Annotated in this window: 13 protein-coding genes; 10 read left to right on the plus strand and 3 right to left on the minus strand. The window is 33.7% G+C overall.

Features of this window, described 5'->3' with window-relative positions:
- Nucleotides 1–20: 20 nt before the first annotated feature.
- The 4 genes from ABC371_RS16405 to ABC371_RS16420 all read left to right on the plus strand — a co-directional run bounded on the left by ABC371_RS16405 (nucleotide 21) and on the right by ABC371_RS16420 (nucleotide 7,927).
- Nucleotides 21–440: a hypothetical protein gene (locus tag ABC371_RS16405; protein ID WP_412897757.1), complete on the plus strand. Its 420-nt coding sequence runs from the start codon at nucleotides 21–23 to the stop codon at nucleotides 438–440.
- A 254-nt stretch (nucleotides 441–694) separates the two neighbouring features.
- Entirely contained in the window at nucleotides 695–3,544 is a 2,850-nt protein-coding gene (locus ABC371_RS16410) for an AAA family ATPase (protein WP_412897758.1), read from the plus strand.
- A 9-nt stretch (nucleotides 3,545–3,553) separates the two neighbouring features.
- Nucleotides 3,554–4,870, plus strand: a complete 1,317-nt coding sequence (locus ABC371_RS16415; RefSeq protein WP_412897759.1) for a hypothetical protein — start codon at nucleotides 3,554–3,556, stop codon at nucleotides 4,868–4,870.
- Nucleotides 4,871–5,110: 240 nt separating this feature from the next.
- The gene (locus ABC371_RS16420; RefSeq protein WP_412897760.1) at nucleotides 5,111–7,927 is read left to right on the plus strand and encodes a DEAD/DEAH box helicase; all 2,817 of its coding nucleotides are present in this window, start codon (nucleotides 5,111–5,113) and stop codon (nucleotides 7,925–7,927) included.
- A 20-nt stretch (nucleotides 7,928–7,947) separates the two neighbouring features.
- Here the strand turns inward: ABC371_RS16420 and ABC371_RS16425 are convergent, their stop codons facing one another.
- A complete protein-coding gene (locus ABC371_RS16425) occupies nucleotides 7,948–8,346 on the minus strand; it encodes a (deoxy)nucleoside triphosphate pyrophosphohydrolase (RefSeq protein ID WP_412897761.1) in 399 nt (132 codons plus the stop codon).
- A 332-nt stretch (nucleotides 8,347–8,678) separates the two neighbouring features.
- Between ABC371_RS16425 and ABC371_RS16430 the strand changes: the two genes are divergently transcribed.
- A complete protein-coding gene (locus tag ABC371_RS16430) occupies nucleotides 8,679–8,801 on the plus strand; it encodes a hypothetical protein (protein WP_412897762.1) in 123 nt (40 codons plus the stop codon).
- Nucleotides 8,802–8,864: 63 nt separating this feature from the next.
- Nucleotides 8,865–9,194 carry a hypothetical protein gene (locus tag ABC371_RS16435; protein ID WP_412897763.1) on the plus strand — a complete coding sequence of 110 codons (330 nt, stop codon included), beginning with the start codon at nucleotides 8,865–8,867 and terminating at the stop codon, nucleotides 9,192–9,194.
- A 78-nt stretch (nucleotides 9,195–9,272) separates the two neighbouring features.
- Here the strand turns inward: ABC371_RS16435 and ABC371_RS16440 are convergent, their stop codons facing one another.
- Nucleotides 9,273–9,992 carry a class I SAM-dependent methyltransferase gene (locus ABC371_RS16440; RefSeq protein ID WP_412897764.1) on the minus strand — a complete coding sequence of 240 codons (720 nt, stop codon included), beginning with the start codon at nucleotides 9,990–9,992 and terminating at the stop codon, nucleotides 9,273–9,275.
- Nucleotides 9,993–10,219: 227 nt separating this feature from the next.
- Here ABC371_RS16440 and ABC371_RS16445 point away from each other — a divergent pair, with 227 nt between their 5' ends.
- Both ABC371_RS16445 and ABC371_RS16450 read left to right on the plus strand, forming a co-directional pair.
- Nucleotides 10,220–10,525 carry a DUF5634 family protein gene (locus ABC371_RS16445; protein WP_412897765.1) on the plus strand — a complete coding sequence of 102 codons (306 nt, stop codon included), beginning with the start codon at nucleotides 10,220–10,222 and terminating at the stop codon, nucleotides 10,523–10,525.
- 50 nt (nucleotides 10,526–10,575) lie between these two features.
- Complete coding sequence (locus ABC371_RS16450; RefSeq protein ID WP_412897766.1) at nucleotides 10,576–10,716, plus strand: hypothetical protein; 141 nt, start codon at nucleotides 10,576–10,578, stop codon at nucleotides 10,714–10,716.
- 153 nt (nucleotides 10,717–10,869) lie between these two features.
- Here ABC371_RS16450 and ABC371_RS16455 read toward each other — a convergent pair whose 3' ends face one another.
- Nucleotides 10,870–11,019 (minus strand): hypothetical protein, encoded by a 150-nt coding sequence (locus tag ABC371_RS16455; protein ID WP_412897767.1) that lies wholly within the window; start codon nucleotides 11,017–11,019, stop codon nucleotides 10,870–10,872.
- Nucleotides 11,020–11,353: 334 nt separating this feature from the next.
- Here ABC371_RS16455 and ABC371_RS16460 point away from each other — a divergent pair, with 334 nt between their 5' ends.
- Both ABC371_RS16460 and ABC371_RS16465 read left to right on the plus strand, forming a co-directional pair.
- Nucleotides 11,354–11,617 carry a DUF1292 domain-containing protein gene (locus ABC371_RS16460; protein ID WP_412897768.1) on the plus strand — a complete coding sequence of 88 codons (264 nt, stop codon included), beginning with the start codon at nucleotides 11,354–11,356 and terminating at the stop codon, nucleotides 11,615–11,617.
- 8 nt (nucleotides 11,618–11,625) lie between these two features.
- A complete protein-coding gene (locus tag ABC371_RS16465; protein WP_412897769.1) occupies nucleotides 11,626–12,003 on the plus strand; it encodes a hypothetical protein in 378 nt (125 codons plus the stop codon).
- Nucleotides 12,004–12,012: the final 9 nt, after the last annotated feature.

A 12,012-nucleotide genomic window follows, 5' to 3' on the forward strand; every position in this document is an offset into this window, starting at 1 on the left:
TAATAAAAGGAGGAATTTATATGACGATAAGGGATTACTACATTGATGCACTTTGCTACGAAGAAGTCAGTCTAGCCCATTACATTTATCATTTACTAGAAGAGGGCAAGATTTCATTAGAGGATGACGAATCTACGTTAGATTTAAATATGGCAGACCATAAGAAGGTAAGGGAAATGATAGATAAAAACGTTTTAGGGTTTCATAAAATTGGCGTGTACGCATTAAAAAAGAGTGAGCGAGAATTCGTGTTTGTTTTTGCTGAATTTGAACAAGAAGCCATTGAATTATTTGTAAAAACCTATAATCATGCTCCACTATATTGTCACCAATATTCACTCGCAACTGATCTTTTAAGAGATTATAAATTGACTACGTTTTGGGAGATGCGGAAAGAGCATTTAACTTTTCCGGCAATTGCTGGGTATTATGAGAAGTAAAGAATTGTGTAAAAAAAAGAGGAAGGGTAGATCCCTCCGCTTATCGCCTAATACATAGATACGATTTGTTTAGCTCTAGGTGTCGGTTTTAAAAAATACAAGTAGTAAAAGTAACATATTACAAAGGATATATTTCCCTTTTTGTCGAATGTTGTAATAGTACAAATCAATTCAATGAAGAACTTTGCCTATGAAAATAAAGCTTTTGGAAACAATACCAAAATGTAACAAAGATGAGAAGAGAGGAAACAAAGATGCAATTTACCAAAGTAAAACAAGTAATCGATAACACAGAATACATAACTATTGCCTTCAATCGCTTCCTACGATTCAAACGAACAGATAAATATGATGAAACCTATAAGTATGAAATCTTATCTGAATTAAATACGGTTTTTGCAAAAACGTCTATAAATGAAGAAAACATTGTTGAAATCACAAAAATTCTACAGTCCAGTAACCCACAATCAGGGAGTTTTGTTCATTGGAGCAATACAGCTGATTTAGTGGATTATGCGACTGCCCGACAGACTGAAGTAGCTGAGATTTTCGTTCAGCTGTTTACAGATGAGGGTGCTCCACTATCTGAGAGAATAAAGGCGTTTCATGAAAAAGGAAAAGAGTATAAGTCACAGCTTAAATTAGGGGCCCCACTGTTTGGGTATCTTTTAGCAGCGTATGATTCTCAAAAATATCCGATATATAAAGAAGAAGTTTTTAAAGAAATCAAACGTATTTTTGGGATTGACAAAAAGTTAGGTTCAATCAGCGAAAACTATGCCTATTATTATCAGCTTTGTTTATCGGCACAAGAAGTATTAGCAAGCAAGGGACACTACGTACATATGTTAGATATCCAAGATTTCTTCTTTTGTCTGACTCAATATGATGAATTAATGGTGGAAAGTGCCGTTGCCTATATTCATTCAGTAGCAAAGAAAATGAAGGAATTTTCGGATCATGATGTGGATTTTTTAGAGGCCATTAAGGAGCTTCCAGAAGACAAATTAAAAGAGCGGAGAGAGTTTTACCGCAATTTTGAAAAGGTCAATAAAATTCGGTTTCTGCTACTTGATCAGTATATTGAAGAAAAACGACTTGAAATAGAAGACCTTGAAAAATATAAATCTCAAGTAAAAGATGAATATGAGAAGAACATCCTTCATACGTGGAATAACTTTAGCATCTTATTTCAAATCTATTACCAATCCATTAAGGATATTGTGACGTATCAATTGATTACCATCCATCGAGTCATCCGGAATATCGATGAGTTTAAGGGAATTGATTTTACGAAGGATAAAGTAATTTTTGATTTTAACGGTAGTCGGAATTTAGGTGGAACAGGTTGTTGGATGGCGGTCTTTCCTGAAAAAATGGAAAATCACAAAGTAGCAGCACAATTCTTCTTAGAAATAGATGAAAACGGGGTTGATTATGGGCTCCACTTTGGATCGTCACATCCAAAAAGAGGAATGAGAGACATTGAATCTATTTCAGATATTGAAAATGAATTTACGTATGAAAAAATGAAACAGAAATTCGTTGAAGTTACAGATGAATTTTTAGAAGGAAATCGACTGACTATAGATGCTGTAGAAGAAACAGACCTTCCAGAACAAGATAACCTGCATTCATCGTTAAGCCAAATTTTTGATTCCGTCTCACAGGCTGAGCAAGCATTTGATGTGGCTCAGAAACTTTTAAATAAGTTGGATATATACGAGGCAGGAGACGAGCGGGTTGCTGTTACATTAACTTCAAAACAGAAGTTTCATATTGATTTTTGCAATTGGCTTTTAGTAGGTTTTTATCGTGATAATGAGAACAAACTTATGACAGTCGTAACTCTTATAGAAGATGAAGTAAGTGATACACCATACAAGCGACAATTATTTACCCAAAAAGAACACGAAACACAGATTGCCTTAACTTATCTTCCTTTTGAAGAGTTTATCGAGAGTGACCATTTGCAATCGATTCTTGATCGAACAGTAACTATAATAAGCGACCGATTTGCCACCTATCTTCGATCACCTTTTCGAAAATACAATGTTCCTGCTTTGGAGCAAGCAATATTCGATAAGAGTGTACGTAGTGAAGTATTCAAAAATGGCGTGCATCAAGCACCCAAAATACAAATTCAAAATCAAGAATATGTAGAAATACCAACAGTAGAATTCGAACAAGATATTGAGGTTCATAATCTTCATTTTGAGGAAAAACAGTTGATCCTACGACAAGTAAAAACAGCATTAAAAAATGGAAAACATATTATTTTCACAGGACCACCAGGTACAGGGAAATCAAAATTGGCAAAAGAAATTTGTCATTCACTCGAGGTGTCGCCTAAACTGGTGACTGCTACATCAGAATGGTCAACCTATGAAACAATTGGGGGATATCGTCCAAACAGCGATGGCACATTGTCCTTTCATCCTGGCATCTTCCTAGATTGTTTTAAAGACGAGAAGACAAATGCGCCTATTAATAAATGGTTAATCATTGATGAAATGAATCGAGCGGATATCGATAAAGCATTTGGTGCCTTATTCTCCGCACTAACTGGCGACCAAGTGACTCTTAACTTTCAGTCTCAAAGTGGAAACCCTGTGTTTCTTCGTCCGCAAGGTGACGAAGAAACGGTAGTCCCAAATGATTATGAATACATCATTCCTAATGACTGGCGATTAATTGGCACAATCAATACGATGGATAAAGCGTCACTCTATGAAATGAGTTATGCCTTTATGCGACGATTTGCATTTATTCCGATTGGAGTACCAAAGAATATTAGGGTAAATCTAGTGAATGAGTATTTAGATAAGTGGAGCATCGTTGAAAACGATTATTCAGAGACACTTACTTTCATTTGGAAACAAATCAATCAATATCGAAAAATTGGTCCGGCAATTATTGAAGATATTGCAAAATACACAGTGGAAGATGGGGATTTCACTTCAGCCATTATCTTATATGTTTTACCTCAATTCGAGGGGCTGATGGATAGTGACATCCGAGGTTTTATCGAAAAACTTTCACCTATTCAAGAGATTAATACACAGCAACTATTGAGTTTTGCGGAAGACTTTTTCTATTTGTAGGTGTCAATCATGAAACGAAATGCGGAACAGCTAATCGAGGAAATAAGTGATTTCCTTGTTATCTATTTAAAATCGGGTAAGGTCGGCTTGAATTCATTTATCCAAAAGACCAATTTGCAAATTGAGCAATTAGATCATCTATTGAATCTTCATTTTTTATTAAAAGAAGAGGTTAAACAATTTGTAAGAGGGTTGCCATTGTTAATTCGGCGTCTAAAAACATCCACAAAAGTGCAGCAGGAAACGAACCATGGACAAGTTCGCGGACAAATCAATTGGCCAAACACAATCAAGGAACGCCTTCGCATCAATGTAACGGATAAAACAATCTATTCGGTTGTGGAACGAAGTCGTGAATACGCAATAAAAGAGAACCTAGTACTACTTGAAGTGCTTAAGGTCCTATATGAGATTTTATTTGTGAAAATGGATACCGATTATTATAAAAAGTACACCTGGTTTGAAGATTGGGCTTCGTTGAAAGACATCATTAGCCATATGCTACACAAAAATATCTATTTATCACGAATCCAAATGCATCAAGAAAAAGTAACAACACGAATGATTATCGATACAATGAAACATCGAAATCCCTTATACCAGAGAGCAGGACAGATTTTATTCAGCTATCGTAGCATCATGGAAGGGAACCTCGATAAAGAAGATGTAGTGGAGTTGCTAAAAGAAACCTTTATCGTGCCACAAGAAGAAGATGTGTTATTCGAACTCTATTGGGTGATAAAAATCATCCAAGAAAATACTCAAAATGCACAGCTACAGGTAATGGATGGGCGGAACAAACATAATCTTGTGGCAGAGTGGATGGATGAGGAATTTGTGTATAAGATTTATCATGATTCAACCGGTTCCAATCGGATTCAATTCAACATTAAAGCTGAAGAAGTCATGCAAATACACCATCCATTTATCGAAAAGAAACTTTCCTCCGCAGCTGATGCGGAACAAATAGCACGAGAAGTTTTTGGACAAGGCTTTGATACATCTACCTTCTGGAGTGGTAGACCGGATATTATTGTTGAGGTTGTTGATAAACAATCAAACGAACTCAAAAAGGTAGTCATAGGGGAAGTGAAGCATACATCCAGGGTGGAATACGCGATTACAGGATTGCGAGAGTTAATGGATTATATGAAACTTGTAAGGGATGGTGAGGGGAATTACTTAGAAGAACGAGATATTGAAGTTAATGGGATGTTGTTTACGGAGGTCACTGTCGGAGAAGGCAAGATGAAAAGAAATTTAAAAATTGATCCTAATAGGGGAAAAGTTAAAGTGCAAATTATTGATTTTTTGGAAGTCAGATGACAAAAAAATTGGTGCATCTATAAACACTTTATATAATGCCCAAACTAGCAGAGTACTGAAATCGGTACTCTGTTTTTCTATTTTTAAGATAATAAAAATAAATTCTTTGGCCATCTTTCAAATTCTCTTTGTTTTAATACACTATGCACTTTAATCATTATCACTAGATCACAGAACTTACGAATGGTATAATTTTACTAATAACAGATACCTATAAATATAACAAATCAGGGGAGAACGATGATTGAAAAGGAAAATAAGTTAATTATCAATTCGGAAAAAGGGAATTTATTAAATGAATTAATTAGGTCCATAAAAGAGTGTGAAAAATTTTATTTTAGTGTCGCTTTTATTAATTTTAGTGGGTTACAACTGTTATTGGAACCAATTAAAGAAGCTGAGGAACGAGGGATTAAAGGTAAGATTATTACATCCACTTATCTTAACTTCACGGATTCAAAGGCATTAGACAAATTAAAAGAATTTAATAACATTTCATTAAAAGTATATGTAACAGATAAAGAGATTGGTTTCCATACCAAAGCTTATATATTTGAATATAAGGATAGTTACAAAGTAATCATAGGTTCTTCAAACATTACTCAAAGTGCCTTAAAAAGTAATATTGAGTGGAATGTTGAAATTATCTCAAAACAAGACGCTTCTTTTATTAAAGAGGTACTTAAAGAATATGAGAACCTATGGAATATGAGTATTGATGCTGATGATGACTTTATTAAACGCTATGAAGAATTTCTAATGAGTTTTAAGAATTCACAAAATACAAATCAAATGATTTATGAACATAAAAAGCAATATATTGTTCCTAATCGAATGCAAAGACGTGCTATTGAAAATCTTGATCGTCTTCGAAGTTTTGGTGAACAGAAGGGATTAGTAATTGCCGCTACGGGAACTGGTAAAACATATATGTCTGCATTCGATGTAAAAAGTTTTAAACCAAAAAAATTATTATTTATTGTACATAGAGAAGAGATATTGAAAAAAGCGAAGGATACCTTTGAATTACTGTTACCAAATGAAGGGATAACGTTTGGATTGTTGACTGGTAATTATAAAAACAAGAATGTAGATTACTTGTTTGCAACAATACAAACTCTTAGTAAATGTTATTCTGATTTCAGAAGAGATGAGTTTGATTATATCATAATCGATGAAGCCCACCATGCAACAAGTCCCAGTTATCAAAGTGTACTAGATTACATTCTTCCAAAATTTATGCTTGGAATGACAGCAACTCCAGAACGGAGTGATCATCAAAATGTTTTTGAATTATTCGATCATAATGTGGCTCTAGAGGTTAGGTTACACGAAGCACTTGATGATGAACTTGTTATCCCTTTTCATTACTTTGGGATAACGGATATTGATGAAATTGATTTAAGTGATGTAAGTATTGACGATATAGTAGAGGTTACAAGAAGATTAAAGGTGAATGAACGAGTAGATTTCGTCGTAGAGAAAATGGAATTTTACGGTCATGATGGTGATAAGAGAAAGGGTCTAGGTTTTTGTGCAAGTATTGAGCATGCGCAATATATGGCAAGTGAATTTAACAAAAGAGGGTACAACAGTATTTGTTTAACAGGTGAAGATTCACCTAACAATCGTGAACAGTTTATCAAAAGATTAGAAGACGATCATGATAACCTAGAGATGATTTTTACAGTAGATATTTTTAATGAAGGGGTCGATATTCCTTCAATTAATACTGTACTAATGTTGCGACCAACTAATTCACCGATTGTCTTTATTCAACAGCTTGGAAGGGGATTACGTAAATTTGGTGATAAAAGTTTTTTAACTGTTCTTGATTTCATTGGGAACCACACTAAAACGTTTTTAATAGCTATCGCTCTAAATGGTAGCAGATATTATGATAAAGAAAGTCTAAAAGTTGCCGTAGCCACCGGCTTTGCGAATATCCCAGGCGCAACACATATACAAATGGATAGAATCTCACAGGAAAGAATCTTAGAACAAATTGATAAAGAAAATTTTAACTCAATGAAATATTTGAAAGAAGAGTATTTTGAATTTAAAAAACTCAATCAAGGGCGAATTCCGTTCTTCCTGCTTGATTATTTTAAGTTTGATGGGGCTCCAGATCCTATAAAATTTATTAATCGTGAAAAATCATATATACAATTTGTGGCAAAAGTTGAAAAGGACGAATATCTAAAGAAATTATTACAAAATGAAGATTTTGAAGGGGCAATGAAGGAATTGTCCAGTAAGCTTCCTTTAAAGAGAGTTTATGAATTTGTTATTATACGTTATTTGTTAGAAAATAAGTTTATTGACCTAAAGATTGCAAAGGATGAAATCCTAAAAATAGTTGAACACGTTGATGAGGATAGTATTCTTCATTCATTTGAATATTTAAATCAAGATTATTATGATACGACTCAACAAAAAACAAAGCCAAAATTATTTAAACTTGAGAATCAACTTTTATTTAAAACACCATTGTTTGAAAATTTGTTAGAAAATGAGGAATTTCAAAAATTTATTAATGATATTATTTCTTATGGTATCTTTCGTTATGAGAAGGAATTTAAACATACCTATTACGGGGTTCCACATTTTAAGTTATACGAACAATATCAGATGATTGACGCAGCCTTACTTTCTAATTACAGAAAGATTCATTCATCCTTTAGAGGTTCTGGATTATTGGCGAATGGCAAAGAATTTTTCTTGTTTGTTGACTTACACAAAGAAGCTGATATAAAAGAGAGTATTAATTATCAAGATAAATTCATCAATACTAAGGAATTTCAATGGCAGTCTGTTAATAATACATCTCAAGAATCAGATCGTGGAAAGGACATCATTTACAATAAGGAAAGAGGAGTAAATCTACATTTATTTATTCGAAAATACCGCGAAATCGACGGTAAGGTTGAGCCTTATATTTATATTGGTAAAGGAAATTCAATACAGTTTGAAGGAAATAGACCAATCACGGTAAGAATGGAACTTGAGCATGAAATTCCTGCTAATCTTTATATTGAATTTACTAAAAAAGTATAGTCTTCTCATTTATGAGAAGACTATTTTTCCTTAACTAAATCATTTACTGCTGGAATATCTGCTGGCGCCCATTTCAATGATTCTAGATTTTCTTTTTTTAACCAAACTAAAGTAGAATGCTCACTTGCTTTAGGTGTACCCTCAGTAATCTTGCACTTTATTGAAATTAAGTTGATTGTAAACGTATCATATTCATGAATATTATCATTAAATATATTTTTTGAAGTTTCAATTTTACAACCGAGTTCCTCATAAATTTCTCTCACTAATGCTGTATAAATATCCTCGTTTTCTTCTACCTTTCCACCTGGGAATTCCCATCGATTTGGAATAGACATTTTTGGTGAGCGAAGAGCACACAAAACTTTATCTTCCTCATTTTCTATTATGGCTGCTACAACTTTTACAAGCTTTTTCATATGAACCTCCGTTTGAATATAATATTCATATCATATCATCTTTTCTATGTATGTATTAATAATTTGTTTTTAAATACTATCGAAACAGAAGGAACAAGGAATCTTTTAATGTTTATCAATATGGAACGGATTTACTATCTAAGTTTGAAATAGGGTGTTGAAAAGGTTTACAAAGAATTAGAATTTAACTTAGATTAGAGAATATCTTTTTAGTAATTAATATAAAATGCTATTTTCCCCTATTAAAATCGGAATATTTAGCATATAATTTTGATAATTCGTTCAATTATTTTCTAGAGTGAAGGTTTTTAAGCATAAAAGGAGCTGTTCAAATGCTAGAAGTAAGTAATAAAATCGGATGGCTTGAAGGAATTTTTGAGGCGGTTCATGATGGAATCTTAGTGATGTGTTTATCCAACATTAATAGAGGGAAACCGTACCATAAAGAAATGTAGTTTTAGGGAAAATTTGGGTAACAGAAGCCCCTTGTCTAGGAACAGATTGGAAAGGAAGTGAATATGAGGAGGTTATTTTTATGCAACCGTATGTTAATGAGCATGCCCATTGATGATAAAAGGGATAAGGAGGATTTCCATAATAAGTACAAACAACATTTGTATCAGATTATTCAAATTGAATTAAAAGATGGGTCTGTTTACCAGGGCATCCTTCATAGCTACGACAGGGAGAAAATTTATAGCCTTATGCCGAAGACTGGGCATTCACATTTGGCAATGCACACAATGGGTGAACGCAATGATAGCAGACTTTTCCCATTCTTTGCCTCATTTGGGTTCCTATTCTTTGGAATAAGAAAATTCGGGCCATTTTTCCCATTCTTTATTTAATTAATCGATACAAAAAAGGCTTGTAGTGGATATGTCCATACAGGCCTTTTCTATTTTATATATGTGAGTTTCTACCAATTATTTCGTACATAAAAATACTCTATAGCCCAAAGCTCCTTGATATTTTAGCATTAAATGAAAATGCTGGTAGAGGACATGATAAAGTTCAGGTTCAATGGACTCTGAGTACTCGAATGTAGGCATTGAATGGTTTTGAAGGATGGATTGTTTTCTCCTAAACGTTTTAAGGTTTTTAAAACCGGCCATTTCAAATAAGGTAATCCAATCCTTTTCCATGAGGAGAGAATCTAACCCGTAAAATTGTTTAATTTCCTCTTCAAAATATGTCCAGAGCCTCGTATTAAGGGTAAGTTCATTTGCTATAAACTGACCGCCCGGCTTTAATAAACGAAATATTTCCTTAAGTGCTTTAGGCTTATTGACAAAAGAAAGAACCGATTCGGAAATAATAAAGTCATATTCACTATCATTTAGTGGACATTTTTCTATTGAGCCCTGAATTATTTCGACTGGTAATTGGTGTTTTGCCATCCTATCTTTGGCTTTTTTAATCATGTTAGGGTTGATATCCAACCCTGTTACTTTTGCGCCATAGCGGGACGCTAAATAAGCAGATGTTTGGCCGGTACCACAACCTACATCTAAAATGCATGAAGAGCTGTTAATCATTTGATTCTCGAATAATTTCTTTGTTAGCTCCATACCACCAGGATGTGCACCACTAACACCAAATTTGGACAAAAAGTCTAAATATATTGAAGTTCCAATGAGTACCACCTTCTCCACTTAACATATTTGTATAATATGATTTTAAAATAAGATGGTTCCATCCAAGTACATATGTATATCCCAAAACCCAATCCCATCAAAGTTACCATAAACCGTACCAACAAGAATTCAGCCCCATTGCATAATAGTACAACTTTATGCGTATGAAGAAACGGGGTTTAAATGAACGAAAGTATGACATATTAAGGGAAAGAATATTTGGAAGGAGAATTTTAGTGGATTATCTATCTCGTGAACAAATTATGAATGAGCTGCAGCAATCCTTTCGACCATATTTAAATAAGTATGGAATTGAAGATATCGGAATTTTTGAAGAAGAAGGGCAAGGCGATCGCTACTTTCTTGGATATACAACTCAAAAAGATGGGAAAATCTATCATATTCATCTGCCTTTTCAAAAAATGAATGATGACCGGTTAGCTCCAATCGATAGTAAGTGGACGGTAGAATCAGACAATCCACAAGAAAAAGATCTTAAAGAATTCAAAGATCTGGATCATGTATTCCGTGAAATATATTAAGAGTAAAAAAGTCGAACCGGAAAAACTATTTTAAATTACAGGAGGCTACTATGGAAAATGGCCAATTAAAGGAAGATTCCCATTTAAAAAGAAAAAATAATGAAACATTAGAAATAAGTTCAACAGGATATGGATTAGAATCTGTTCAAAAAGAAAATGAAGAGGAATACAAACTAGAGCAAAAGAAATAGCCGTTTAACATTGGCAAAACGAGAACTGATGTTTAATGAAAAGCAAAAACTACAATAAAAGCCAATACTCAAAAAAAACAACCCTTAATACGTAATAAGAGTTGTTTTTTTATTTTATGTTTTGAAAAACAAATACAAGGGAAAAGGGCACTTTTAAATGCGGTCATCTTCCCATGCTCTATCATAATCTCTTACAATTTGACTTTCTGTTGAAGTATCTTCTTCTTGTTGAATTTGTTTGAACTCAACAATTTCTTGGTTTGCCTTAATTCCTTTTGCTGTGTTTATTTTTATGTATTTCAATTCGGTTACCCCCTATGGTTCCTATTCCTTACTTTTATCATTTGAATATAGTGTTTTAATACCTTTTTCTTGATTAGACAAATCAAAATGGGGAGCGGGGTTAGATGAGTAGGTTGTTTTAATGATTCAATTTTACGATGTGAGTTTAAAGCTCTTTTTATTCCCATTAAAAAATTCCTTCTGCAGTGTGATTCATGTCATCTCATCTCGATACTTCAATATGGAGATTGCTTATTTTCTTTAGTTTGGAAATAACTTGGTTTATACAGTAGTTTTTTAAGTAATTTCTATCGTTTAGGAAAAGATATGAATGCAAATTACAGGAGGTGTGTTCATGAATAGTGATGTGTATCGGGATAAAATTGTGGTTTTGGATGAGAATGGGGATGAAAAAGAGTTTTCTATTGAAGCCTTATTTGATATGAAGGACAAAACATATGCATTGTTACGCTCTGAACAGGATCAAGACCACACAATTGTCATGCTAGTGGAGAATACGGAGGATGGTCAGTTTTTAACAGGAATTAACGATTCATCCGAACGTGACATGGTACTAGATGCGTATGAGATAGCTGTTGATGCTAATCCAGCGGAGTAAGATTCATTATGGAAAATAAGATCTTTGACGTTATGGATCCTCAAATGAGGATACAAATAGAGGAAGAAATGAAAGGTTTGACCTTTACCAAAAATTTTCGATCTCCTTCTGCAGAGGAATGGTATGTTTTTTTACCGAGCTATCAAGATCCGACTACCGGTGGTGCGGCTGGTAAGGTGATTATTCACTATAACTTATTAGATACACAGGAAATCTTCATAAATACCACCATCATATTTGATGACCCTGCTTTACATCATTCGTCACTTCATCACCTTGTTTATGCAATTGCTGATGAGCTTGTAAACCGATTGGTTGGATATGCGGATACTCTTCTTTCTGTTCATTCGGGTGAGAATTCGTATAATGCAGAATACAAAAACTGAGGGGTTCAT

Source organism: Bacillus jepli (assembly GCF_047238305.1).
In the GTDB taxonomy this organism is placed as follows: Bacteria; Bacillota; Bacilli; order Bacillales; family Bacillaceae_L; genus Ferdinandcohnia.

Bases quoted from the DNA above. Each gene is read 5' to 3' on its own strand.
- ABC371_RS16465 (WP_412897769.1), top strand. From the start codon at position 11,626: ATGGAAAATAAGATCTTTGACGTTATGGATCCTCAAATGAGGATACAA.
- ABC371_RS16420 (WP_412897760.1), top strand. From the start codon at position 5,111: ATGATTGAAAAGGAAAATAAGTTAATTATCAATTCGGAAAAAGGGAAT.
- ABC371_RS16415 (WP_412897759.1), top strand. From the start codon at position 3,554: ATGAAACGAAATGCGGAACAGCTAATCGAGGAAATAAGTGATTTCCTT.
- ABC371_RS16460 (WP_412897768.1), top strand. From the start codon at position 11,354: ATGAATAGTGATGTGTATCGGGATAAAATTGTGGTTTTGGATGAGAAT.
- ABC371_RS16430 (WP_412897762.1), top strand. From the start codon at position 8,679: ATGCTAGAAGTAAGTAATAAAATCGGATGGCTTGAAGGAATTTTTGAG.
- ABC371_RS16405 (WP_412897757.1), top strand. From the start codon at position 21: ATGACGATAAGGGATTACTACATTGATGCACTTTGCTACGAAGAAGTC.
- ABC371_RS16435 (WP_412897763.1), top strand. From the start codon at position 8,865: ATGAGGAGGTTATTTTTATGCAACCGTATGTTAATGAGCATGCCCATT.
- ABC371_RS16410 (WP_412897758.1), top strand. From the start codon at position 695: ATGCAATTTACCAAAGTAAAACAAGTAATCGATAACACAGAATACATA.
- ABC371_RS16425 (WP_412897761.1), bottom strand. From the start codon at position 8,346: ATGAAAAAGCTTGTAAAAGTTGTAGCAGCCATAATAGAAAATGAGGAA.
- ABC371_RS16450 (WP_412897766.1), top strand. From the start codon at position 10,576: ATGGAAAATGGCCAATTAAAGGAAGATTCCCATTTAAAAAGAAAAAAT.